Origin of the sequence: Lysinibacillus sp. NPDC056959 (genome assembly GCF_042674095.1) — a bacterium.
Lineage (GTDB): Bacteria > Bacillota > Bacilli > Bacillales_A > Planococcaceae > Lysinibacillus > Lysinibacillus zambalensis.
In genome coordinates this window covers 173,509-198,415 of record NZ_JBHURE010000005.1, presented here as the reverse complement: position 1 = coordinate 198,415, position 24,907 = coordinate 173,509, and the positions used below count along the sequence as shown (strand labels likewise).

General features: G+C 35.2%; 24 protein-coding genes and 2 pseudogenes. 16 read left to right on the top strand and 10 right to left on the bottom strand.

Features of this window, described 5'->3' with window-relative positions:
* The first annotated feature begins 518 nt into the window (after positions 1-518).
* The 10 genes and pseudogenes from ACFTQ7_RS08765 to ACFTQ7_RS08720 all read left to right on the top strand — a co-directional run bounded on the left by ACFTQ7_RS08765 (position 519) and on the right by ACFTQ7_RS08720 (position 9,804).
* The gene (locus ACFTQ7_RS08765) at positions 519-1,010 is read left to right on the top strand and encodes a hypothetical protein (protein ID WP_386828175.1); all 492 of its coding nucleotides are present in this window, start codon (positions 519-521) and stop codon (positions 1,008-1,010) included.
* Between the two features lie 419 nt (positions 1,011-1,429).
* On the top strand, positions 1,430-1,855 hold the full coding sequence (locus ACFTQ7_RS08760; protein ID WP_386828174.1) for an acyl-CoA thioesterase: 426 nt from the start codon (positions 1,430-1,432) through the stop codon (positions 1,853-1,855).
* A gap of 11 nt (positions 1,856-1,866) precedes the next feature.
* Positions 1,867-2,004 carry a DUF423 domain-containing protein gene (locus ACFTQ7_RS08755; protein ID WP_386828173.1) on the top strand — a complete coding sequence of 46 codons (138 nt, stop codon included), beginning with the start codon at positions 1,867-1,869 and terminating at the stop codon, positions 2,002-2,004.
* 579 nt (positions 2,005-2,583) lie between these two features.
* Positions 2,584-3,776, top strand: a pseudogene (locus tag ACFTQ7_RS08750) (RNA-guided endonuclease InsQ/TnpB family protein).
* A gap of 207 nt (positions 3,777-3,983) precedes the next feature.
* Positions 3,984-4,241, top strand: a pseudogene (locus tag ACFTQ7_RS08745) (DUF423 domain-containing protein); the annotation flags it as partial.
* Between the two features lie 315 nt (positions 4,242-4,556).
* Positions 4,557-5,873, top strand: coding sequence for an SPFH domain-containing protein (locus tag ACFTQ7_RS08740; RefSeq protein WP_386828172.1), 1,317 nt, complete (start codon positions 4,557-4,559; stop codon positions 5,871-5,873).
* A gap of 14 nt (positions 5,874-5,887) precedes the next feature.
* Positions 5,888-6,991 carry a TFIIB-type zinc ribbon-containing protein gene (locus ACFTQ7_RS08735; RefSeq protein WP_386828171.1) on the top strand — a complete coding sequence of 368 codons (1,104 nt, stop codon included), beginning with the start codon at positions 5,888-5,890 and terminating at the stop codon, positions 6,989-6,991.
* Positions 6,992-7,648: 657 nt separating this feature from the next.
* A complete protein-coding gene (locus ACFTQ7_RS08730; RefSeq protein ID WP_386828170.1) occupies positions 7,649-8,854 on the top strand; it encodes an EAL domain-containing protein in 1,206 nt (401 codons plus the stop codon).
* 342 nt (positions 8,855-9,196) lie between these two features.
* On the top strand, positions 9,197-9,343 hold the full coding sequence (locus tag ACFTQ7_RS08725) for a hypothetical protein (protein ID WP_386828169.1): 147 nt from the start codon (positions 9,197-9,199) through the stop codon (positions 9,341-9,343).
* A gap of 29 nt (positions 9,344-9,372) precedes the next feature.
* Positions 9,373-9,804: a hypothetical protein gene (locus ACFTQ7_RS08720; protein ID WP_386828168.1), complete on the top strand. Its 432-nt coding sequence runs from the start codon at positions 9,373-9,375 to the stop codon at positions 9,802-9,804.
* A 306-nt stretch (positions 9,805-10,110) separates the two neighbouring features.
* On the opposite strand, the gene ACFTQ7_RS08715 is transcribed toward ACFTQ7_RS08720, so the two are convergent.
* The 5 genes from ACFTQ7_RS08715 to ACFTQ7_RS08695 form a co-directional block, all read right to left on the bottom strand.
* Positions 10,111-10,410: a hypothetical protein gene (locus tag ACFTQ7_RS08715; RefSeq protein WP_386828167.1), complete on the bottom strand. Its 300-nt coding sequence runs from the start codon at positions 10,408-10,410 to the stop codon at positions 10,111-10,113.
* 636 nt (positions 10,411-11,046) lie between these two features.
* Positions 11,047-11,379, bottom strand: coding sequence for a hypothetical protein (locus ACFTQ7_RS08710; RefSeq protein WP_386828166.1), 333 nt, complete (start codon positions 11,377-11,379; stop codon positions 11,047-11,049).
* 125 nt (positions 11,380-11,504) lie between these two features.
* Positions 11,505-11,894: a hypothetical protein gene (locus tag ACFTQ7_RS08705; protein ID WP_386828165.1), complete on the bottom strand. Its 390-nt coding sequence runs from the start codon at positions 11,892-11,894 to the stop codon at positions 11,505-11,507.
* A gap of 5 nt (positions 11,895-11,899) precedes the next feature.
* On the bottom strand, positions 11,900-12,988 hold the full coding sequence (locus ACFTQ7_RS08700; RefSeq protein WP_386828164.1) for a hypothetical protein: 1,089 nt from the start codon (positions 12,986-12,988) through the stop codon (positions 11,900-11,902).
* 372 nt (positions 12,989-13,360) lie between these two features.
* The gene (locus tag ACFTQ7_RS08695) at positions 13,361-13,702 is read right to left on the bottom strand and encodes an ATPase (protein WP_349658121.1); all 342 of its coding nucleotides are present in this window, start codon (positions 13,700-13,702) and stop codon (positions 13,361-13,363) included.
* Positions 13,703-14,065: 363 nt separating this feature from the next.
* Here ACFTQ7_RS08695 and ACFTQ7_RS08690 point away from each other — a divergent pair, with 363 nt between their 5' ends.
* From ACFTQ7_RS08690 to ACFTQ7_RS08675, 4 genes are all read left to right on the top strand, one after another.
* The gene (locus ACFTQ7_RS08690; protein WP_386828163.1) at positions 14,066-14,758 is read left to right on the top strand and encodes an SDR family oxidoreductase; all 693 of its coding nucleotides are present in this window, start codon (positions 14,066-14,068) and stop codon (positions 14,756-14,758) included.
* Between the two features lie 456 nt (positions 14,759-15,214).
* A complete protein-coding gene (locus tag ACFTQ7_RS08685) occupies positions 15,215-15,826 on the top strand; it encodes a flavin reductase family protein (protein WP_386828162.1) in 612 nt (203 codons plus the stop codon).
* A 218-nt stretch (positions 15,827-16,044) separates the two neighbouring features.
* Positions 16,045-17,547: a serine hydrolase domain-containing protein gene (locus ACFTQ7_RS08680; RefSeq protein WP_386828161.1), complete on the top strand. Its 1,503-nt coding sequence runs from the start codon at positions 16,045-16,047 to the stop codon at positions 17,545-17,547.
* A gap of 202 nt (positions 17,548-17,749) precedes the next feature.
* Positions 17,750-18,142, top strand: coding sequence for a RidA family protein (locus ACFTQ7_RS08675; protein WP_386828160.1), 393 nt, complete (start codon positions 17,750-17,752; stop codon positions 18,140-18,142).
* A gap of 229 nt (positions 18,143-18,371) precedes the next feature.
* Here ACFTQ7_RS08675 and ACFTQ7_RS08670 read toward each other — a convergent pair whose 3' ends face one another.
* Together ACFTQ7_RS08670 and ACFTQ7_RS08665 are read right to left on the bottom strand one after the other, a co-directional pair.
* Positions 18,372-19,436: a DUF418 domain-containing protein gene (locus ACFTQ7_RS08670; RefSeq protein WP_386828159.1), complete on the bottom strand. Its 1,065-nt coding sequence runs from the start codon at positions 19,434-19,436 to the stop codon at positions 18,372-18,374.
* 93 nt (positions 19,437-19,529) lie between these two features.
* Positions 19,530-20,474, bottom strand: coding sequence for a helix-turn-helix transcriptional regulator (locus tag ACFTQ7_RS08665; RefSeq protein WP_386828158.1), 945 nt, complete (start codon positions 20,472-20,474; stop codon positions 19,530-19,532).
* Positions 20,475-20,576: 102 nt separating this feature from the next.
* Here ACFTQ7_RS08665 and ACFTQ7_RS08660 point away from each other — a divergent pair, with 102 nt between their 5' ends.
* A complete protein-coding gene (locus ACFTQ7_RS08660) occupies positions 20,577-21,110 on the top strand; it encodes a dihydrofolate reductase family protein (protein WP_386828157.1) in 534 nt (177 codons plus the stop codon).
* 213 nt (positions 21,111-21,323) lie between these two features.
* On the opposite strand, the gene ACFTQ7_RS08655 is transcribed toward ACFTQ7_RS08660, so the two are convergent.
* Together ACFTQ7_RS08655 and ACFTQ7_RS08650 are read right to left on the bottom strand one after the other, a co-directional pair.
* A complete protein-coding gene (locus ACFTQ7_RS08655) occupies positions 21,324-22,352 on the bottom strand; it encodes a serine hydrolase domain-containing protein (protein WP_386828156.1) in 1,029 nt (342 codons plus the stop codon).
* A gap of 67 nt (positions 22,353-22,419) precedes the next feature.
* Complete coding sequence (locus ACFTQ7_RS08650) at positions 22,420-23,175, bottom strand: methyltransferase domain-containing protein (RefSeq protein WP_386828155.1); 756 nt, start codon at positions 23,173-23,175, stop codon at positions 22,420-22,422.
* A 355-nt stretch (positions 23,176-23,530) separates the two neighbouring features.
* On the opposite strand from ACFTQ7_RS08650, the gene ACFTQ7_RS08645 reads away from it, so the two are divergent.
* Positions 23,531-24,034 carry an AAA family ATPase gene (locus ACFTQ7_RS08645; RefSeq protein WP_386828154.1) on the top strand — a complete coding sequence of 168 codons (504 nt, stop codon included), beginning with the start codon at positions 23,531-23,533 and terminating at the stop codon, positions 24,032-24,034.
* A 47-nt stretch (positions 24,035-24,081) separates the two neighbouring features.
* Here the strand turns inward: ACFTQ7_RS08645 and ku are convergent, their stop codons facing one another.
* Positions 24,082-24,900, bottom strand: coding sequence for a non-homologous end joining protein Ku (gene ku, locus ACFTQ7_RS08640; protein ID WP_386828153.1), 819 nt, complete (start codon positions 24,898-24,900; stop codon positions 24,082-24,084).
* Positions 24,901-24,907: the final 7 nt, after the last annotated feature.

Below are 24,907 nucleotides of genomic sequence, written 5' to 3'. Positions count from 1 at the left end.
ACGGTAAGAGCACCTAGGTTATGGGGTATTGCATCAATGGACATTCAATGTCGTTGCCATACGATTTACATTGTGAATGGTAAACTGCCAGAGTATAGGCGAGGCAGAGACTACATGACGTACCAAAAAAAATTGGCTGTACGTATTGATGCCTATATGAAGATATGGGGCTGACATATAAACAAGCATTCGCCAAAGCGTACAAAGAGGTTAAGCCTCCAAGTATTGTAGTACCATTTGAGTTACGAAGAATGGAGACAACAATTTAGCGGTGGAGGGTAAGTGAGTTGAATTGGATATAAAATTTATTAAAAATTACCTAGCTAGTTTTTCCTTGTGGTAATTTGACCGTTGGATATTTATGTTAAAATTGATTTTGAAGATTAACTCTCAATAACCTAAAAATCGTAAAGACCTGGGAGAATGCAAAGCTCGAAGTAACAGAAACACAGTAAATATTAAGCATATTCTTTTTGAACAAGATGTAACCTTTTAGCTTAGGAATGGATGTGAGATATATGGATGAAAGAAACACAAAAATGGAAACATACTTTAATACAAAGGATATTGCCAAACGTAATGCATTATTAAAGCAATTAGTATTTGACTTGCCAGAGAACGGAAAGGACTTTTTTCTAAAAGTTTATAAAAAAGAGCGATATTTGGATATGCGGCTTACTGCCATTAGAGGGTATGCTGCATTTGCTAGCGAAGAAGAAGTTGCCATTTTAATGAGTAAGATGTTGGAAATCTTAAAAAAGCGTCCCGATAGTACACCATCTAATTATCATGAATATGAAATTTTAAGGTCATCTTTTCTGATACCTTACTTACTGGAAAAATATCCATATGACTGTTTCGAAAAATTTAATGAACAGTTAAATAAACAGTACGATGCCATGCCTGAAGTTTTCAAAGGAATTTTTACATGTGACGATAATGGTGAACATATCCAATTAATTCCCCCAGCAATAGTACGGAAAAAGATTGAGAATTTCCTGCATGGCTGAACGGCGGTACGTATTGGTATTGCGCCGAAATGATTTAGCTCCACTATCAATGATTTAGCCATTCATTTTGAATGGTTTTTTATTTTGTCATTACTCTCGCAGACGTTATAAAGAACGAGAAAAAATACACTTTCGAACAGTTTAGGAATTCTTACGGATAACTAAATTGGGCAAGGAGGAAAACATGAAATACAATCCATTCAATCTTAAAAACCTTTTTACCTTTAGATATTCACATGCTTGCAGTTAAGTGGGGTACAACGGGTGAAAACGAAAAGTAACATTTATCACCAAATGTTTTTCTTAATTGAACTTTTGAACTTTACTTAAAATAGATTTTTTACTTTTCCTAAATCAAAAATGCAAAAACCCCGCCAAATCAATATTTTTACGCTATAATGTAGGACGAGGTGAAGAAAATGTTTGTAAGTGAGAAACAAATTGAAATTCGATATGCTGAGACCGACCAAATGGGCGTGGTGTATCATGCGAACTATATCATTTGGATGGAAATAGGTCGTTCACAATTAGTCAATGATGCAGGCTTTGAGTATGCAGAGTTAGAAAAAGATGGTTATGTATCGCCAGTGATGGATTTATCCATTTCTTATAAGGCAGCAATGCATTATGGCCAAGTGGCAACGGTCCGTACATGGGTGGAAAAGCACGATCGTCTACGTACAACTTATGGCTATGAAATTTTACATGAAGATGGCAAGATTGCAGCGACTGCTCAGTCCGTACATATTCTAGCGCAAAAAGATACGTTACGTCCGGTGTCCTTAAGTAAAATTGATCCGGCATGGGATGCGAAATACAAAGAAATCGCACGCGAGAAGAAATAGGAGAAACATATATGGAGCTATTATTAGCGATAGGTGCAATTATGGCATGTCTGGGTGTCGTGTTAGGCGCTTTTGGAGCACATGCATTAAAAGATAAATTTGCGTCACCACACTACGCAGCCATTTGGGTAACTAAACTGTTACGATAAATTAATTCAGACAAACCTATACAAACCTGTATAGAAGCATAGATTTATAACAGAATACCCTTCGTATCAAGCGATTGGTGCGAACTCCACGTTAATTGCTTTTAACTCCTAAAGCCTTGTGACCAAAGCGGAGCTGGAAACGGCAGACGTAACGGTGCGAAAGCAGAAAAAACAACAAGGATGGCATAAGCTGAAAAAAATCACTCAGTGTCCGTAAAGGATCGTCGTGACAACGGAAAACGGTGGCGCTAAGTGCTTTGACAATGGATGTTTAGCAGCGAAACTCCTAAATCTTTCATGAGACAAGGAAGACGTTCAACGACTATCTCCTTGAGGGAGAGTAAAACCGCAAGCGAATGGCGGAAGAAAAATGTGGCTCTTATTAGAAGATAAGAAGAAGATATAGTCTGCGCTTATGTGAAAGCATAAGAGGTCTACTCGTGAGAGAAAGACTGCATGAAGGGTTGCGCCTTCGTGTGAACAAGAAAAATATATACAAATATAAAAATGTTAACAACCTCTCTAAATAGGGTAATGTGATTTTATCCTAGTGAAAGAGAGGTGATACGCATGGAATTAATGTCCATTGGGGAATTTGCTAAACATGTTGGCGTAAATGTTGTAACGCTAGCGACAAAGATAAAACTAAAGCCAACTAAAGAACAAGAGATTTTGTTTTGGAAGTCTGCGGGGACTGCGAGATGGGCTTACAATTATTTCTTGGCTGAAAGTGAACGTATTTATAACGACGAGAAGCGTACAGTCAAAGAGGGCGAAGTTCGTAAAAAAATCAATAACGAACTGAAACCAACAACGCATAAATGGCTAAAGGAAGTTGGAAGCAATGTGATGAAACAGGCGGTGAAAGATGCTGACATCGCTAGAAAGCGCTGGTTCGTAGGAATTGCTGAAAAGCCAAGGTTCAAAAGCAGACGAAGAAGTAAAGTTAGTTTTTTTGTAAATTACGAAAGTTTAAAACGAACAAATGAAGGTTTTAGAGGTGAAAAGATTGGCAGTGTAAAAACTTGCAATGCGCTTCCTAAGCTTGAAAAAGGTCATAAATATTCGAATCCACGCATTTCATTTGATGGACGAAATTGGTTCTTATCAATTGGATTGAGCAAGAATTTGAGCAATTTGATTTGACAGGCGAAAGTTTAGGAATTGATGTAGGGATTAATAAATTGGCGGTTTGTTCTGATGGCGAGTTCAAAAAGAACATCAACAAAACCAAAGAAGTCAAACGATTAGAGCGAAAGTTGAAACGAGAACAACGAAAACAAGCTCGTAAGCTTGAGGCCAACACGAAAGCGTATACTAAAAACCGAAAGCCAATCTATAAAATACCTTTAAAGAATATGAAAAATATTCAAAAACAAAACAGTGAAATCCGTAATTTATATAAGCGACTTAACGATATCCGAACAAATCATTTACATCAGTGTTCTAATGAGATTGTGAAAACCAAGCCATCTCGTATTGTAATGGAACATTTACATGTAAAAGGGTTGATGAAAAATAAACATCTGGCGAAGGCGGTAGCCGGGCAAAAGCTATATGAATTCAAACGGCAAATTCAATACAAATGTCAAAAATACGGAATTGAATTTGTTGAAGCCGACAGATGGTTTCCATCATCAAAAACTTGTTCTAGTTGTGGACAAATCAAATCTGATTTGAAACTGAAAGACAGATTATTTAGCTGCTCTTGCGGATTAAAGTTGGATAGAGATTTGAATGCAAGCATTAACTTAGCAAATTATTCAATCTAAGGAGCTTAACTAAAAACTAACCCTTAGGTGTGTACGCAACGATACTGCGGAATTTAAGCCTTTGGAGAGTCATACAAAATGGCAGTAGCTTTTTGCGAAACCAGACTCGGAGAATAAGGAAGACACAAAACGAAATTCGAAAGAAATAAGTTGTGTCACAGTAGAGATGTTTACATTTTTTAAGAAATGTATATGTTTTTCGTATCGGAAACTGCAGTGCAATATCATATGTACCATTCATTAGGTTTACTGGGGCTTGGTATTTTATCGAGTGATGCTCTTTTAGGAGCTTCTAGTATGCTTTCTTGGGCAGGTTATTTAATGTTTGCAGGTATAGTGTTTTTCTCGGGTAGTTTATATGTATTAGCGGTTACAGGTGTGAAAAAGCTTGGAGCGATTACCCCAATCGGTGGTCTGTTATTTATCATTGCCTGGGTGCTAGTGGCTATTTCCGCATTTTCTTAGAATATCCACTATTAATCGAGTGAGGTAGTTCCTATGGAGCTATCTCATTTTTTATAAAGAAGTAAAAAAATGAAACAAATTGGTCTATTTGTGCGTACTACATAATGATTAGATTATTTTAGCATTTTAGCTTATTTCAACGGTTGCTCAAACATCCTCTGAAATACAGGAATTCAGGTTAAGCACTTCATGTCTGAGAATATGCCTGAGTGACCAAGGTCGTGTGGGTATAAAGCCTGCAGACGCAATTGTTTCGAGATATATTTGATATGGTAAAATAAGTCTTAAGTATATAAATTGAAGGTGGGAATAAATATGGGTTTATTAAAAGCAGGAGTTGGCGCATTAGCAGGTGTTTTAGAAGATCAATGGCGTGAATATTTCTATTGTGAATCACTGTCCGCTGATGTTCTTGTGGCAAAAGGTTTTAAACGTACTTCTAAACGAGGGTCAAATAAAGGTAATGACAATATTATTAGTAATGGCTCTATTATTGCTATAAATGAAGGGCAATGTATGATGATTGTCGAGCAAGGGAAAGTAGTGGAGTTTTCTGCTGAGTCTGGGGAGTATGTTTATGATACATCAACAGAGCCTTCGATTATGTATGGCAGTGATTTGTCTGAAGGTATTATGGAAACATTCAAGCAGATTGGTAAACGGTTCACTTTTGGAGGAGAACCTGCAAAGGATCAGCGTGTGTACTATTTCAATAAAAAAGAAATCGTAGGTAATAAATATGGGACACCAGCACCGGTTCCTTTCCGCGTGATCGACCGTAATATCGGCCTAGATATTGATATTGCTATTCGATGTCATGGCGAATATTCATATAAAATTGTCGATCCATTATTATTCTATACAAATGTTTGTGGAAACGTAGAACGTGAATTTATAAGAGATGCCATCGATAGTCAATTAAAAACGGAGCTGATGACTGCGTTACAGCCGGCTTTCGCTCATATTTCAGCAAGCGGGGTTCGCTATAGCGAAATTCCGGCACATACTGTTGCTCTAGCAGATGCCCTAAACAAAGTGTTATCAGAGAAATGGCTAGCAACTCGTGGTTTAGCAGTTGTATCCTTTGGCATCAGTTCTTTAAAAGCATCTGAAGAAGATGAAGCAATGATTAAACAACTACAACGAAATGCAGTGATGCGTGATCCAGGTATGGCTGCGGCTCATTTAACTGGTGCTCAGGCGGAAGCAATGATTGCAGCATCCAAAAATGATGGTGGTGCAATGGCAGGATTTATGGGCATGAATATGGCAGCTCAAGCAGGCGGTGTTAATGCAGGACAGCTTTACCAAATGAATGAGCAAAATAAACAGGTGGCCCAGCAACAACAAACAGCACCGAATTCAGGTACATGGAAATGTGCATGTGGCAACGAAAACACTGGTAAATTCTGCTCGAATTGTGGGACACCAAAACCTCCAGAAGAAGGATGGACTTGTACTTGTGGTGCTGTTAACAAAGGCAAATTCTGTGGCGATTGTGGTGCTAAAAAACCTTCAGGAGCATTACAATACGTTTGTGATAAATGTGGATGGCAGCCAGAAGATCCTACGAACCCACCAAAGTTCTGTCCTGAGTGTGGCGATGTGTTTGATGAGAATGATGTTAAGTAAGGAGATGACTATTGATGCAAACGCAAGATGCTGAAAACTTTAAACAAGTAAAGCTTGATTTTGACGCTGAGTGTCCATCATGTAGTGCATCTATTGAATTTAACCCCGCAACTGGCAAACTTACGTGTCCATATTGTGGCTATGAGACTGAAATTGCAGCCCCAGAAAAGCAAGAGGAAAAAGTTGCCCAGGAAATGGATTTTGCAATGGCTGAAGAACGTGGGAATTTTAACTGGGGTGTTGAGAAAAAAACAGTCATTTGTAAATCCTGTGCGGCAGAAACAATTTATGATGCATTACAGGTAGCCGATAGTTGCCCGTATTGTGGTTCTAATCAAGTTATGGAGGCAAGTGCTAAAAATACACTAGCTCCGAACGGGGTATGTGCATTTGAAATAACAGATAAGCAAGCAGGAGAGAACTTTCAAAGTTGGATTAAGGGAAAATGGTTCACACCAAAAGCAGCAAAAGAAAGTGCAAAGCCTGATTCATTTAAAGGTGTTTATCTTCCATATTGGACTTTTGATACTAAAACAAGCTCAAGGTATTCTGCAAGTTACGGTAGACATCGAACAGTTACAGATAAAGAGGGGAATACCCGAACTGAAACAGATTGGTATTCCACAAGTGGTTTTTATCAGGAATTTATTGATGATCATTTAATTAGTGCAACAGCCCGTTATGATCGAAATATGATGAGAAAAATAGAACCTTTTAATTTACTCAACAATAAAGCCTATAAACCAGAATATGTATCAGGCTTTTTATCAGAACGCTACAGTATTGGTTTACAGGACGGATGGAGTCAAGCGAAGAGGGAAATTTCAGATCATCTGGAGGCACAAATTACTTCGAAAATACGTTGGGAACATAATGCGGACGTAGTATCTAGTTTACATTTCTCAACAACGCATGATGATATTACATATAAATATCTAATGTTACCAATTTGGCTTTCTTCATTCCGCTACAAAGAAAAGGTTTATCGATTTATGGTGAATGGACAGACAGGTCGAGTAGGTGGAGATGCCCCGATTTCACCACTTCGTGTAACAATTGCAGTAATCTTATCATTAATTACGATTGCGATTATTTGGTATTTCTTTATGTCAGAATAGTAAGGAGCAGTATTCCTGTGGGTTAATCCATACGTTGGAATGCTGCTTTTTATCTACTTTCTGGCAATAATTGATTTAGTAGTAAATGCGTCAGCACAAAAAATAAATGGGTGAACGGCTGAATCTTTGTGGAAATAGGATGAAAACTTCTAGTTATCACGGCTTTCACTTCAGATAGTTGCATAAATTATAATAGGAAGAAATTCTAAGGGGTTTTACACATTACTACATGAAAAGGCGAATCCATGTGTTCGTGTGGCGCTAAATAAAAATATTTGTACTTAAGCAACCTATTTTGTGGGAAAGTCGTTATGAAAGATGAAATGTCAGAAAAACGCACGATATAGAGTACGTCTGTGGTATGAAAAAGAAATTTTATTTCGTCAAAGTAATGGTATTTCTTATGACCTTTATTGTTAAGAAGTGATGAACATAAAGCGTGTGAAAAAAATGATTAGGCACTAATTCGTTTTATTAATACATCATCTTGGTAGGATCTTGTTAAACTTCAGGACAATTTATTCCATAAAATAATGTCATGTGAAGTTGCCAATTTACTTTAAACAAATTATTATACATTCAGAGAGCTTTTTTTCATGAAATGAGCTGTGAATGTAATGTTATTCTTGGATAACATCATGTATGGAGGTTTCGACAATGGATGCAATTGAAGTGTTAACAAATTTAGATCAAATACATGGGTATTTTCAACCTATATTTAGCGCAGATGCGCATACGGTGATTGCCTACGAAATTTCCGGACAGTTACAAATTGAAGGTCAACAAATTAATTTAAAAGACTTTGTGAATAACGAAGATATTCCAGAAGAATATCGTATCGATATGGAACATAAAATTTTACACGCTGCATTAGCAAAAGTAAATGAAATCGGACAGGATATTGATATTTATATTCCAAGTAACCCGAACTTACTGATGCAGGATTTCGGTGAAAGTAATTTTAATATTATTCAACAATACATCAGTGAAGAGGATTTACATCGTATTGTATTAGTTGTTTCTGAGCATCGTTTTTTAGGTGACATTAATAAGTTGCACCATGCAGTACGATACTTTACGACTTTTGGTGTCAAAATTGCTATTCAGGAAGTAGGAGCGGAGAGTCATCTAGAGCACATTGCTTTATTATCACCACAAATCTTAAAGGTCAATATTCGTGACCTAAATTATGATTCTTGGTCCGCACAGTCAGATATGATATCAGCAATAGGTAGCCTAGCTTATAAAATTGGTGCAAATCTTTTATTTGAAGGAATCGAAACAGTTTATCAATTACAATTTGCCTGGAAAAATGGAGGCCGATTTTATCAGGGCCGATACTTGGCAAATTCTGCATTAACATTCGTAGAGAAGGATATTTTAAAAGAGCGTTTTAAAGAAGAATGCCAACAATTTATTACCTCTGAAAAGAAAATTTTGGAGGCACAATATTTTGAGTTGAAAAAGTTGAGGGAGGAGCTAGAAGCGATCGTCCATCGTGTTAAGCCTTCTAGTGACAACATCACACATTTAGAGCATCTAGCGCAGTTGTTGGATAGTTATTCGTTCCGAGTATATATTTGCAATGAAGATGGTTTCCAACTATCCCCAAACGTCATGCGTATAGACGGTCAGTGGGAATTGCAGCCTAGGGCGATCAATAAAAACTGGAGTTGGCGACCATACTTCCTACAAACCATCATTAAAATGCGCAACGACCAAAGCGGAGAAATTTCAGAGCTTTATCGAGATATCGAGACAGGTGAAATTACAAGAACATTTTCGATTGCAATAAACGAGCATGAGTACTTGTTCGTCGATCTTTCGTATGATTATCTTTATGAGCATAACATCTTTAGATAGTGCTACAAATGCTTATATATCAAGGTTTCTGGGGTACAAGAATAACTTGTACCCCTAATTTGTGTAAAGATGATTACTTGAATTTTATTGGATAAAAGAATTGTTTTTTTGCAACGGCGTAACAGTAGCTTCAGCAAATCAATTTATGGGCAGGAAATCTTTTGATTGAATGCTTATTTTTTATGGTAAAAAACGCTGTAACTCTACCAATGCATTAAAAGCATTGCTGTTAAGAGACTTAGAAAAAAGCTAAATGTAGGGGAAATCAAAGGAAAGAGATGAAAATAGATATGGTAAATCTCCATCTGTTTATGTATATTTATGAAAAAGGTAGTTTAAACTATGAAAAAATTATTTTTAGTACCACTCACATTGTTACTAGTTATTTTGTTAGTAGCGTGTAACAAAGAAAGCGACAGTGGTAAGAAAACCGATAATGCTGATCAAACAGCAGAGGAAACACCATTAAAGTCGATAAAGGACTTTTAAACGTTGAAGTTACAATACCAGCTTCGTTTTTGGAAGGTCAGGACATCGAAACTGCGATTACTGCTGCGAAAGAAGAAGGGGTTAATGAAGTCATTAAAAATAGTGATGGCTCTTTAACATACAAAATGCCTAAATCAGTTCATAAAAAAATGTTGAAAGAGCTGGAAGAAAGTGTTTTAGAAACGGTAGAAGAAATTAAAACTAGTGATGATTTTACTTCTATTAAAGATGTAACTTATAATAAGTCCTTTACGGAGTTTACACTAACTGTAAATAAGGAACAGTTTGACAACGGATTTGATGGTATGTCATCTATGGGACTTGCTATAGTGGGTATGTATTATCAACTTTTTAATGGAATGGATCCGGAGAAGTTTAAAGTTACTGTTAACTTTAAAGATGAGGCAAATGGAGATGTATTTAACTCAGTTGTTTATCCTGATGATTTGAATGATAAATAAACTGGAGAACACTTAGTATGGAATGATCCTCTTTAAATTGGGCATATAAAAATGACTATATAATTCTAGTCAATTACATGTCCTTTTGAAGGGGATATTTTTATAAGGTACGCAATATTTGAGTGAAAAAAATTTTAGTAGCTAAATAAAAAGCCAAAAAGGTCAATCTATGTGGGAAAGCCACCGAAAAAGTCGATTAATACCAAAATTTTCGGTATTAATCGACTTTTAATACTTAATATAATTGAAAAACTTAATCAGTTATAATATCCAATTATTTAAATTGGATTGAGAAGGTTTGTGTTTTTATTGTTCTTTTCCCTGAATTTCTTCATTGAAAAAATGGATACCTGTATGTCCTCCACCTTCAGCAACCATTTCGTTTGATGCTATTTTTGTAGGAGATGTTCCAGCTCGTGTCGCTGCTTGAGCAGTTATCCGCTCTGATATGTTTTCGTCCATTTCCGCAGTAGTTAAATAGGATCCTAATTTAGTTTTTGCATTATTGAGCATACTTAATGCTTTATCACGGTTTTCTTTTTTACTTAAATAAGTTGCTATTAAAGCTAATCCTGTAATTACAACACCTGTTCTTCGTTTCGCCATTATTAACCCCTCCCAAAAATATTGTACCTGGTTCTATATTTTTTCTTTTCCCTATTTTAAGAGGACTAAACATAGTGAATAGAGTACAACAGCAAATCTCGCCGTGAATTTGAAACGAATCATTACAATTTTAGAAGAAAAAGATAGTAAAGGAGAATAAAGAAGACCAATTCTTGTTCAAGTTCATGAGCAAGAATTGGTCTTTTAGCATTAAAAACTGGATGTTTTTCAGTCCCTTGTAATATACAGACAGCCAGCATCTTTAAAAGACAATATTAAAAAGTTTTAAACATTATTGATATTGCGATTTAAGAACTGTGTTGTCATTACATTCTACCTGAATTAAATGAAGAATCCAAAAAGGATAATGATATTATGAAATTTATTAACGATGCACCAAAAGTAGTGATATGAGAATATCTCACTAACATCCCCTGAAAAGTCTAAGAACGCCACGTCCTGTGGCAATTTATTTGTGCGAAAGCGAAGCGTCAACAACAACAACAACAACAACAACAACAACACACGACTGAGTGGCCAACATCACGTTGATCCAAAGCCTCCGCGGAAGTCACAGAAATCGAAAGGGAGTTCGCAAATAATGTTAGCCTAAAATCATCGCATAATTGATGTAAATTATTTTAACGGAATTCCAAGTCCTAATGTAGAAGCGATCGAGACAATAGAGCTAATAACACCTAGTATACTAGTTAATTTCTCTAATGGTTTTTTAGCTTTCTCATTATCTCCATTTTCAATATGAGTTTTAAGGAGTTCAAGATGAGCTTCTGCAATTTCTCGTTGTTCATCTGCTAGGTGCTGAATGTCTTTTTGAAGCTGTTGTAAAGCATTGATAATGTCACTTGGTGGGCTAGCTATCCCTTGACTGAGTGTACCATTGTTTTCAATAGTTATATTACCTTTGTTTTCTCCAAAAGTTAGACCACCATATTTACTAGATTCACCCATATAACCATCTCCTAATATAATAGTAACTTTCCCAAGTTTTGATACTTTATCCAATACTTGATCAGAATTTTCTTTTGTTAAAATATCGATAATTTCTCTTAAACTCTCAGGTTTATTGTGTTTAGTTAACCCGACATTTTCCTTTTTATTAGTAATTTTTTTTTTGAAAAACTTTGTCTGAAATCCTCACTAAATTCAATGATTGGAATAGCGTTTAAAGGATCAAAACAGTTCTCTGTACCACAATATTTGCATGTAACGGAATCGATATTTTCAAGCTCGGATTTACTAGCAGTTAAAATACTTCTACTACATTCCTCACATTGAAATTCTAATTTTATAATGAGCGCTTCTTGTTTTTCTAATTCAGATAATTGATCAATAACTAATCCAAGAGGCAAGTTAGTTATTTTTGCAATATAACTATGGTAAAATTTATCAATTTTACTAATAGCGATTACCTCAAGTGCATTATCTATTTTTTGAGAAATTTCCCATGGCTTTAAATTGCTCAATACTTTTACCTCGCAGAATAAATTTGGTAAATCAATTTTTCTCTAATATAATCCAATACAGGTTCAGACGCAAATACATTGAACTTAAATGTCTTTGTATTTACACCGATTCGAACAGAATATTCTTGTTTAACCCCATCAACACTATGTTCAAATAGTATAGATCCTTTCTGTTTGGAAAGATAAGGCTCTAAATAATTGTATAAGGGTAAACCTCTTAGTTCTCTAATACTACCTAATCCGATCGTTTCAAGACCACTTAACAGTAACAAAGTAAAAGGTGTTGTTTCTAAAATACCGGTGATATGTTCGCAATTTAAATTTTGCTCTAGAACTGATAATTCACCATTAGTATAGTATTCATCAATTGCAGAAAGTATACTCACAATGGATTGACCCTGCGTTTCTTCAAATGTATTGACTAATCCTGCTGGTCTTCCTGTAGCATCAATCAGCCTTCCTTGAAGGGAATCCGCTAAAGTCGCAAGATTACCACCGTAATTATCCAATAAATCATACTGTTTGAATTCGTATTGTTCATCAACTACTTTAGTTAACCAGGCAATTATTTTTTTTGCAACGGCAGAACTTGCTCGTACTTCAATTATTCCCTTAACTTCATCAATGTAAACGGTTGTAATTTCGTGTTTAATGTATTCTCTACGGTTTGCTAAAAAGTAATCAACATTAACACCTGTTCTATGAATGAATCGTAAATAATATATTTGTGAACCTTCGATATCAGCACCAGCAATAATGGTAGGATCAATAGGGACATTTTCGCTATTTGGTGTAACTACTGTTTCGAAAGGATTAAATGGCATTTTATTAATAATACTTTGTTTAAAACCTGTTAAATCAGTTTTATTTGTCGCCTGGTACCAAGCTAAGGAAACCGCTCCAGAGAAAATATTATCGCTGATTATTTTAAGAACATCGCCATCAATATGCTCAAAAACATCCCAAACTCTGCTAGCTAATTCATTTACATTGCCATTGGTATCTAAAGTCATTTTATTACAAATCTCTTTAAGTAGAGTTTTGCTTAATCTATGCAAGTCTTGGGGGAAAATTAAAGATTTAATAGTGTTCATTTAACACCCTCCAGAATTATATTCTGTGTTCAATGAAAGTATGCATTTTACTTAATAAATATAATAGTATATGTATGGAAAACCCAAAAAATGACAAAATAATGTTGGTTGACAAGAAAAGATGGACATATATAGACCAAGGTAGATAAAATTAGGAACAAAAATGTTAAAAAGTGGATTTTTATATAAAACGTCAATTCAGTACTACACCCAAAATTAAAAAGTCACTCCTTAAAAAATGAGTGATTTTTCTTAATTATTCGGCAAAATAAAATTAGGGTACATAGGAGAAGCTGGTTCTCAAATGTACCCCACTTGATTTTCCTTTAAATACTTTAAACGATGAATGTTAGTAAAGTTTTGTTCCTACTATTAATGAATCTCTGTTAATTCTGAATTCAGAACCCTTTGAGCCGTAATAATAACACCCGAAGCTGTTCTACCATAAACGCTGTATAATCCGCCATTTTGATCAGGAACGATTTCAACTTCATATTGAGCCGAACCTATTACACTTCGAGTTATAAAAGTAGAAGCATTGGCATTTACAGCAAATGCAGTAGTTGATAGTAATCGTCTTGTACCGTTAAGTCTAAAAACTCTTACTACTCCAGTTAGTGTACCTCCAGTTAGGTTGAGAATTTTTATACGAACGCTAGCTGCATTAGCTGGTTGATTTCCTGTATTTTCAATTGGTCCAGTAGTTAAAGGCAATTTAAATTCACCTCCTTCTATAAAATAGATTTATAATCTGCAGATTACATTCTCATTGTATGCAGTATCTATAGTAATGCTCTAAACGTATTCATCAATTTTCTATAAAAATGTAGAAATTGATATGTAAATCTTTCTTCATTAGCTATCTATTGTGCTATGACTTTCTACCATTTTGAGGGTGTCACCTAATTCTTTCTTTTGCACGTATTGTGGATATTTGGCGTTATATGAATAACTCAGATGAGTAACAGTACATATTACGGCTTCACGCTAGGGCGGACTGTGGAAACAGTTCAACGTTCTTCCTATTGATAGGTGTTCCTATTCTGGTATAATTAATTGCGAGAGAGGATGATCAGTATGAGTAAAAATATCGTTGTTATAACAGGGGCAGGCAGTGGTTTAGGTGCAGCACTTGCTAAAAAGTATTCGACTTTAGGCTATCACATTTGTTTGCTTGGTAGAACAAAATCAAAGCTTGAGAACACGGCTAAAATGTTAACTAATGGCTATTCTATTTATGAGGTGGATGTTTCTTCAAAACAAACGGTTACTCAAATAATTCATTCTATACAGGATGAGTTTGGGTCCATTCCATTGCTAATTAATAATGCAGGTGTTGGCTATTTTGATATTGCTGAAAACTTGAATGAGGATTCAGTTCATCAAATGATTGATATTAACTTAAAAGGAACAATTTTTTGTTCACAAGCAGTATTAAAAGGTATGAAAGAACGTAATGAAGGAACAATCATCAATATTGTTTCAACAGCTGGTCTAGAAGGAAAAGTTACGGAATCTGTTTATTGTGCTAGTAAATTTGGTGTACGCGGATTTACCGAGAGTTTAGCATTAGAATTAAGCGAAACAGCGATTAATGTATGTGCTGTATACATGGGTGGTATGAGAACAGAGTTTTGGGACGGGATTTTCACTGAGGAAAAAACTAAAACATTAATGGATCCTAATGACATCGCGGATATTATTATGGATAATATAAAACCAAGAAAAGCGTTAGCTGTAACTGAGGTTGTAATTAAAAATCGACGATAACACAATGATCTGAAAAGAAAATGACCAGGCACTGCATTTAATGTTGTGCCTGGTCATTTTCTATTCCATTTAATATTTCATCAAATGTTTAGCATTCTAGCCGGCTATATGTCAAACATTATCTTTTTAGCCATGCCAATAAGGGGCGAGTAGCATCGCTTAAAGAATCTTTTTTTGTCATTGCAACTGCATCTTAGTATACTGGTAGCCCATTATTTTAAAAGCTTCAACGGCTGGCTGCTTTTATAACTTCATGAAAATGCCTTTGGTTTGCTAGTATTTGATGGAAAAAATACTCTGCTTTTGGATAACTATTTAACCCTAAAAAACCTTACTTAACTTGATAAACCATTAATCAATCATGTGAAAAACCGAAAATGCAATTCATATTTCGATGAAAATTGAAATATTTCTCTTGTACTATAAAAATTGAAAGTACGGATAGGAGGAGAAAAAATGACTCAAATTGCTAAAACAGAAATTATTCATCCAAAAATTTTATACTACGGGACACCTGTGATTTTATTAACTACACTGAATGAAGATGATACCGTAAATATTAGCCCTCTTTCGTCATCATGGGCGTTAGGGGATTGTATAATATTAGGGATTGGGCATGGAGGAAAAGCAATTGAAAATTTAGAACGACATCCAGAATGTGTAATTAATGTCCCAGGCCCTTCATTATGGGAGAACGTAGAAAAATTAGCTCCTTTTTCAGGGAAAAATCCCGTTCCTGAATTTAAGAGAGTGAATGGATTTTCATTTGAAAAAGAAAAATATGAAATTAGCAACTTAACACCAACCGAGTCTAAATCAGTAAAGCCTTCAAGAATTGCAGAGTGTCCAATTCAACTGGAGGCAAGGGTAAAACATATTCGAAGCCCTGAATATGCCTCTTTTTTTGCCGTTGTTGAGACACAAGTTTTACATGTCCATGCCCATAAGGAAATTATTGTTGAAGAAAATTATATTGATCCAAATAAATGGAGCCCACTAATTTATAATTTCCGACATTATTTTGGACTTGGTCATCAGTTAGGTAAAGCCTTTAGAGCAGAAATTTAACTATTATTAGATATCGTAGAAAAGATCAGCACTCATTTTTTATGAGCGACTGGTCTTTTAGTGACTTTTTTTAAAGGACAGTAAGTTACAAAACTGTCATATTGTGATTTCTTTAGTCATGTAAAACGATTGTTGTGGTCCGAAATGCTTGGTATAGTTAACGATGCTGTTATGATAATTTATAACCCTATACCCAGCATTGATTGCTTAAAGGAGAAATGAAAATGAAAGCACTATTAAAAATCTATTTGTCTATAATCGTTACGATTGTGTCCTTTTATAGTTTTACGCCTACAATCGTAAACGCAGATGCAAATGAAAAAACTCAAAAGATTGATCAATTTATTCAAGAGCAAAAGGCAATTAGTAAAATTCCAGGGATATCGCTAGTAATTGTTGAGAAGGGGAAAATGGTTTATGAAAAAGGTTTTGGATACGCCGATGTTCAGTCAAAAACACCAGTTACCTCCAATACATTATTTGAACTAGGATCTACATCGAAAGCCTTCACTGGATTTGCCATTTTAAAATTGGAAAAGGAAGGGTACCTAAATCGCTCTGATGATGTCCGAAAGTATATCCCGTGGTTGGAGTTGGAATATAATGGGGAACCTCAGGCGATTACTATTAATCAGTTACTGTATCATACAAGTGGTATAGCTACGAACACAATATCAAATATTCCTAAAAGTAACGAAGAGAACGCACTTGAATTGACTGTAAAAAAATTGCTTGGTCAGCCATTAAATAGACAGCCTGGTAGCTCATTTGAATACGCAACAATCAATTATGATGTTTTAGGACTCGTTATTGAAAAGGTTGCAAAACAACCTTTTGATATGTATATCAAACAGCAAATATTAGAGCCAATCAATATGAAAGATTCATTTGTTGGACTTCATCAAGTTAAATCTAATGAGATGGCGTCAGGATATAAAATAGGACTGATGAGAGAACAGGAATACACACCACCTATCTATCGTGGAAATATACCTGCTGGATATATTATTAGTAACACTAACGATATAGCAAACTGGTTAATGCTCCAGTTAGGAAATAGTCAAATTAATTCGTTTGAGAACAAAATTATTCAAGAATCGCATATCCCAGATCAATCTGTAAAGCCATTCGATAAGGATACATACTACGCAAGTGGGTGGGGAATTATAGGAAAAGAAGATAAACAATATATATTCCATGCTGGTGCAAACCCTACATTTTCATCTTATTTCATCATGCAGCCCGATGAACAAATAGGAGTAGCCGTATTATCCAATATGAACTCGAGCTATACAACTGAGATAGGGCAAGGTGTGATGGATTTATGGGAAGGGAAAACGGTAAATACTATTCATGCTGACAACTTTCAAAATTTGGATAAAACACTGTCACTTATATGCGTTATTGTTGTAGGCTTTGGGATGTTTTTAAGCGTTTTATTGCTACATTCCTTGAAAAAGGTTATTAAAAAACAACGAATTATAGTAGCTATAAATATGAAAAGGGCTATATTATTAGTTATTCATTCTTTAAGTGTTGCAATAATTATTGGACTAATCATAATGTTCCCGAAAGTATTACCTGGGGGATCAAATTGGGAATTTATCCAAGTATGGGGTCCGACATCAATTACTGTATTATTTTATAGTGTAATAGTGTCAAGTGTGATTTACTATTTAGTAGGTTTGGTGAAAATCTTTACGAAAAAGGAAAAGAATTAGAAATGTAGAGATTTGATTGTTCAAGAAAATTATGGTAATGTGAAAATGACTTTAGGTGAAGGGGGAGAATCCAAATGAAAAAAAGGTCAATACGTTTTTTATCTATGGGTATCGGATTCTCAACTGCTGTTTTTTTCTAAAATGGAGTTTTTAGGGACGAGTCTGCCCTTTTTTAGAAAAATAAAAACCTAAGGAGATTAACATGAATACTAAAATAACACGCAAAAATCCAATCCAAGTACCTAGCCCTGTTGGCAACTATAGCCACCTCACAATAATTCCTAAGGATTCAACAATGTATGCATTATCTGGACAGATTGGAGTAGGAGCTAGCGGTGAATTGCCATCGACACTAACAGAGCAGGTTAAAAATACATTAAAAAATATTCAATTAATATTAGAGGCAGAGGGACTTAACGCAGACAATGTGGTGAAGGCCAATATTTGGGCAACAGAAGAAATAGATTGGGATGACTTCTATCAACAATGGGAGACGATGTTTGGAAATCCTTATCCATCTATGACGATAGCTTATATTACTGCTTTAGGACTTCCTGACATTAAAATAGAAATTGATATTTGGGCTGCTAAATAAGCAAAGTACCGACAAAATCTTGAATGATTTTGTCGGTTTTTTTATCAAAAATAAATTTAGGGTAAATGATATGAAAAAAGGCCACTTTTCCTAAGCGGAAAGTGACCAAAGAAAGATTTAATAATAATGGGGGTGTGTTTCTTGCCCAAGGTATGAGCAAGTTGGAAGCAAATTAGGTACACTACCATTTTATGAAAAAGAAAAGATGGCTGTTAGGTCTTTGCCTAAATCAATTACTTTTTTTAGGTATGTTTTTAGAATTAGTAGAAGTTTTAAGCAAGGAAGGTACTGTCCAATACGTTCCCATGCGCCATAACCACTCAAATGGACCAAATGTAAAGTATTTTAACCAAATCTTACTGAATAGCAATTGGAAAATGTAAATGCCTATACAAATCCATAGAGATTGGATGAAACGAATATTGTCAATAAGGTGAAAAGCATTACCAATTATTATAATCAGCGCGGTTTGTCCTAAATAATTTGTTAATGCCATTCGACCATAGTCTTTTAAAGGTGAAAGCAAAACTTGACATAAAGGACGTTGCAGTAAAAGCATTAATAATCCTACATAAAATGCTGATACAAATGGGCTAAATTGAAGCCCGATAAGTGTAAACTTTTCAATGTTTGTCACATGTACCTTAAGCTCATCTTCTGTCATTTGATCAAAGTTCACCATTGCCTCTGGGACATAATGCCATTGATACAGCAATCCCCCTACGCTAATAAAGGACATAATAACTGTCAAGATAACTATTCTTTTACGATTGTCATGGATCTTTTCAAAAATTCGATACTGCCCAGCAGCTAATCCTAGTAAAATTAGAGGGAACGGCATAGCAATTTTGAAACCAAAATAAGCGGTTACCGCTAATAAAATAAGCCCTATAGTTAGGTTTATTTCTTTACGAACTTTGTAAAAAGGTAACGCTATTAGCCCGAATATTGCATAGATGGTTAATGCTTCTCCAGGTTGGAAATAAAAGTGTACAAGCCCGATTAACAATAAAATAATAATTCTTCTAACAAATAAAAAGTAGGCATTTTCATTTTTAGCCATTGCACGGGAAATGAAAATATAAAAGCCTACACCAAATAAAAATGAAAAAATGGTGAAAAACTTACCTTCCACAAAAAGTGTTAAAAACCTATTGTATGCAACATCTACAGATGTGTCTGGTAGATTAATCCACATTAATCCTGGAATATTGACTAAAATAATTCCTAATAAAGCAAAGCCCCTTAAATAATCTAGTGTATCAATTCGTTTGTTTAATTCAATTGGTTGCATGTTTCTCACTCCTCATTGACAAAGTATACGGAAGTTATCCATAAAGTAGTAACGATGAATGTTACGCCAATCTTACAAAATCGTCATAAAACTTTAATCATTTTCTAGATACATAGATAAAATGTCTTTTGCCTGCTGCCGTAAAATATCGACTAATTCTTTCGGTTCTACAATTTGTGCATGCATGCCAAGCCGATAGAAAAGGGGGCTAATAAAATTCAGCTCACCTTTGTCTATAATGGCATTAATATAACCGGTGCCATTTTCATTGATCACGACCAATTCTTCTAGGTTTGGTTCGCTTTTGCATTGTCTCACACCTTCTCTTGATAATAGAACATGTAAACGGATAGGTTGTTTATTTTCAAAATTGCTACTAAACCACTCCTTCAAATTTACAAATATCTCTTTGTTTTCTTCACTTTCTATAATGGAAACAATTCGGTCTACACGAAACAGTAATATTTTTTGTTTTGTGAAATCAAAGGCAGGCATATACCACAGCCCATCATGAGCATACACACCAATTGGATGAATACGTTTCGTCGTTGTACCTGATTTTGATTCATAGTGAATATGTAGATTTTTGTTTTCAATAGCTGCCTCTAAAACGTCTTTCAATAAAGGGGTTTCAATCGCCCGTTTAGGATTCCAAAACGCGATGTAAGATTGAAGTTGATCTACTTTCCGCTTTGCCTCTTCCTGAAGCGAGCTATAAAGCTTATGAGAAGCGGATTGTATTTCCGTATTAAAGGGTAAATCACGGTAATAATGAAGTGATTGGAACGCAAAGAAAATCGAAACTGCCTCATCTTCTGTAAATAAAATGGGTGGAAGAAGTCTGCTCGATAGGACAGTATAGCCACCGTTTCGTCCTTGTTCTGCGTAAATAGGTAAGCCCATATCACTTAAATCTAAAATATATCGATGGACCGTGCGAATCGATATATTGAACTCATCTGAAATTTCCTGCGCAGTAAATTTCTTTTTTGCACTTACAAACAGAAGGATATCTAATAGTCGTTTTGCTTTTGACATTTTCTCACCTTTTTTCATTTAATCATGTCAGTAGTTGTCATGTTTTTTGTTTAGTATAGATCTTGTTCAGGAGTTTTTCAAAAATTTAAAGGAGATGATGTTATGTCACGAGAAATTATTTTATATATTGCAACTAGTTTGGATGGATATATTGCGAAAGAGAATGATGATTTACGATGGCTAGAAGAAGCAGAGGGGGAAGGGGATGCTGGATATTCAGATATGTATCAATCCATTGATACTGTTATTATGGGTAAAAGAACGTATGATTGGGTTGTAGACCACATTGAGTCTTTTCCATATCCTGATAAGAAATGTTATGTATTCACAACTTCACTAAGTGGTCAAAACGAACATGTTGAGTTTGTAAACGAAGATATTGTAGCGTTTACTAAAAAGTTAAGGGAACAGGAAGGCTCTAAAATTTGGATGGTTGGTGGAGCGGGAATTCTCGATCCTTTTATAAAGGAACAGTTAATAGATGAAATAATTATTACGATTACACCTCATCTATTAGGTTCTGGCATTCCATTGTTTAAGGATAGTAATCCATTTCAAGACCTGGAGTTAGTAAATACACAACGCTTTGGGCAAATGGTGCAAATGCATTATAAGGTGAAGAAAAAGGTTAGATAATCTGCCTCAAAGGTTGATTTTCACTCCGAGTTGGCGCTTTTCCGCGGGCTTGGCTTCAATCTCCTCGTCACTACGTTCCTGCGGGGCTTTCCGCGCAAGCTCATCCCTCAGCAGTCGCCACTCTCCGCAGTTTCTCATCAGTTAAGCTGAAACCAAAATAATAGGGCTGATGATACTTTACCTGAAAAAAGAGGCTATTTGATAAGCCTCTTTTTAATAGGAGGAAAGCGAACGGTAGATTTCCCCCATGATTCCCTTCATTTGATGCATACCTGTGTCAGTATTGCTCATCATAACAATCGCTTGTTCAATATATGGATAGGTGACTAACATACATTGAAATCCAACACCCCAGCCAAGAGAGGTAAACTCGAGTTTGTCGTCCGTGCCATCTAGAAATACACCGAGACCTGTCCATTCTTTACATCCCTGTGTGCGGAATAGTTCTTTTACTTGTTTGGACGTAATGCCAATTTTACTTTGTCCTTTGACAGCATTCATAATATCCAATAATAATTTTGTTAAATCGCTTGGGGTAGTCCATATACCACAAGCTGCAATATAAGGATAAATAGAATATTTCCCTGGAATTACAGCTCCATTTTGATCATGGCCACATGCAAAATTATCTAAAGTCGATGTTGAAAGAGAGGTAGAACATGTACTGTTTGTCATGCTTAGTGGTTTAAATATAAAAGTGTCCATGAGATAAGAAAAAGGTTTTTGAGTTATATCTTCTAGTAATAGTTGAATAAGACAAAAGCCTGCATCAGAATAGTGAAATTCACTTTCAGGTTCATATGTCACTTCAATGGTAGTAGGGCAATAAGAGGTTGTACCATTCAATATTTCTACCATGGACGGTATTTCGTTGAAAGATTCTAGTTCCATAAAACTGCCCTCAGGGTCCACAATACCAGATTGATGACAAAGTAAGTTGCGTAATGTAACTTTTTTATGCTTCGTCAAAGGATTGTCAGGAACCTTCCATGAAACTAGTTTTTTATTAACATCTTCATCTAAATCTACAATTCCTTGTTCTACGAATTTCATTACTAAAATGCTTGTTAGAAACTTACTGATCGAACAAGCGTTGAAAATGGAGTGCTCATTAACTATTTTATCGGTACCTGCTTCTAGAACACCAAAATGCTCTTGCTTACTGATTTTTCCCTTTTCGATAGCTACAATACTTAAACCTGTTATATGGTAATGCTCCATGCGTCCACGAATGTTTATCATCTATTGAGCTCCTAGTTTTTTTTCATTATAACAGAAAGAGGGGAACTGGTGTTTGTGGAATGAGTATTTATTTTTTCAATTGTGCATGTACAATCATACAATTACTATCTTTTGTAAAGTCACTTTTGTTCCATGACCCAAATAGATGTAACAAGTCGAATCCATTTTGTTCTAATAGCCTCTTTAATTCCATTGGATACGTATAGCGAATTCGAATTAAATCTTCGAAAGTTGAATGTTCTAGCTTATTGATAGAACGACCAGTTAAGATCTGTGTGATAGGGTCATATTCTTCATGATGTTGAATGGTTAGTTTTTCTCCTTTGCTAGTAACCAAGCTTTCTTCGTATTCATCTACAATAGAAAGCTCGCTTAGAATTGGGTTTCGCGTATCGAATACAAATTCTCCTCCAGGATGTAAGTGTTGTTTAACGGATTGGAATAAAGCATTTTGACTATCATTACTTAAAAAATGTTGAAATGAATTACCTGTCATATAAATAAAATTGGATGTGATTGGTAAATGAAGTTGTGTGCAGTCTTGCACAGTGAAATGTACATCAACATTCTCTTTTTTCGCTTTTTCAATGGCTTGCTGAATCATCCCTTCATGAATATCAATTGCATAAACCTCATATCCTTGCTTGGCAAGGGGAATAGCTAATCGACCTGTCCCACAAGCTAATTCAATAATCGTATCGTTCTTTGTTTTTAGGTGATTTTCAATATAATGTAAATCTACTTTATAATTTTCATAGAGTGCATCATATTCAATTGGGTTATTATATTTCTCTAGATTTCCACTAAACTCATTTTGAAACATATAATTTGGCTCCTTCGACTTTTTCTTTAATTGTAAGAATATTGTATAATATATCCAATATTCATGCAAATTGGGTTTTTATTGAAATGTATAGTTGGTGCTTATAAACAAATGCCTTATATATAAGTTGATTGGAATGGAGGCTGGGCGACACCTTCGTGAACAACATCCTGTTGGCCCGAGACCCTGGAGCGAGCATCGCGAGTGAAGCGGCTCATCGGAAGCTCCCAGGAAGCTTTGCTCTGTGCGAAAGCGAAGCGTCAGCAACAAAGCGCCCAGCCGGAACGGAAATCAACCCCACGCTATGGTGGTGAGCCACAAATAATCAAATTGAAAAATGAATAGGAGTGTTCATTTGAGTACTAAATTTCCTCAAAAAATACATATCATTGGCTCTGTTGGGAGCGGGAAAACTACTTTAGCGAAAGAATTATCCGAGAAATTAAATAATCCTTATTATGAATTAGATAATGTTGTTTGGATCAGACAAAATTCAGGGGATATTAGAAGGGCCGATCGACAAAAAGTGAATTATTTGCAAAATATTATTCTTACAAAAGCTTGGATTATTGAGGGAGTTCATAATGAGGAGTGGGTAGCGCAAAGTTTTTCGAATGCCGACTTAATTATTTTCTTAAATACGAATTATTACATCAGAAGTTATCGAATAATAAAGAGATTTACGTTACAAAAACTCGGTTTGGAAAAGTCCAATTACAAACCGAGCTTCTCAATATTTATAAAAATGTTTAAATGGAATCGTCATTTTGAGGAGATTGGCAAGCCTAATTTTTATCACAAATATGGAATGTATAGAGACAAGCTAATTGTCGTATCAAGTAAAAGGGAGATTCTTTAAAAAAAGCATATCCAATAAATAAAGGATACGCTTCTTATATGTGTATTTTAAGCATTTTTCTTCGTTTTCGTTGTTCGTTTTCTTGTTGCGGGCTTTTTCGTTTTCTCTAAAGAGGCTTGGAGCGCTGTCATTAAGTCCGTGACATTATCTGGGACAGGGCGTTTATCGTTAGCTGAAATTGTACTCGTAGCTTTTTTCTCCTCTATAAGCTCCATTAATTCATTGCGGTAATCATCTGTATATTTTTCAGGATTAAATTCGGTCGTTAATTGATCAACGAGCATCAGTGCAGTTTCTAGCTCTTTTGGAACTATATTTTGTTCGCTTGGCACATTTGGAACATCACCAACACTTCTTACTTCATCAGGGTAATGAATCGTTTCCATCACTAAAGCGTTTTGATAAACGCGTACGATTGCTAATTGCTCTTTTGAACGGATAATAATTTTAGCAACGCCTATTTTTCCTGATTGCTCTAAAGTTTGACGTAGAAGGGAATAAGCCTTTCCGCCAGTCGAATCAGGGGACAAAAAATATGTGCGCTCAAAATAAATAGGGTCGATTTCTGTTAATTTCACAAAATCAATGATTTCAACGGCCTTATCTTCATTTTCCTTCCGCAAGCTCTCTAATTCTTCTTGATCTAATACGACAAACTTATTTTTGGCATATTCATACGCCTTTACGATATCCTCATCTTTTACTTCTTGGTTACAGCCTTCACAAACCTTTTTATAGCTAATAGGGGTATGACATTCTTTATGGAGCTGTCGTAATTTAATGTCTTTATTTTCAGTAGCGGCATGAAGTTTTACCGGTATATTGACAAGACCAAATGAGATACTGCCTTTCCAAACTGTATGCATTTGAATC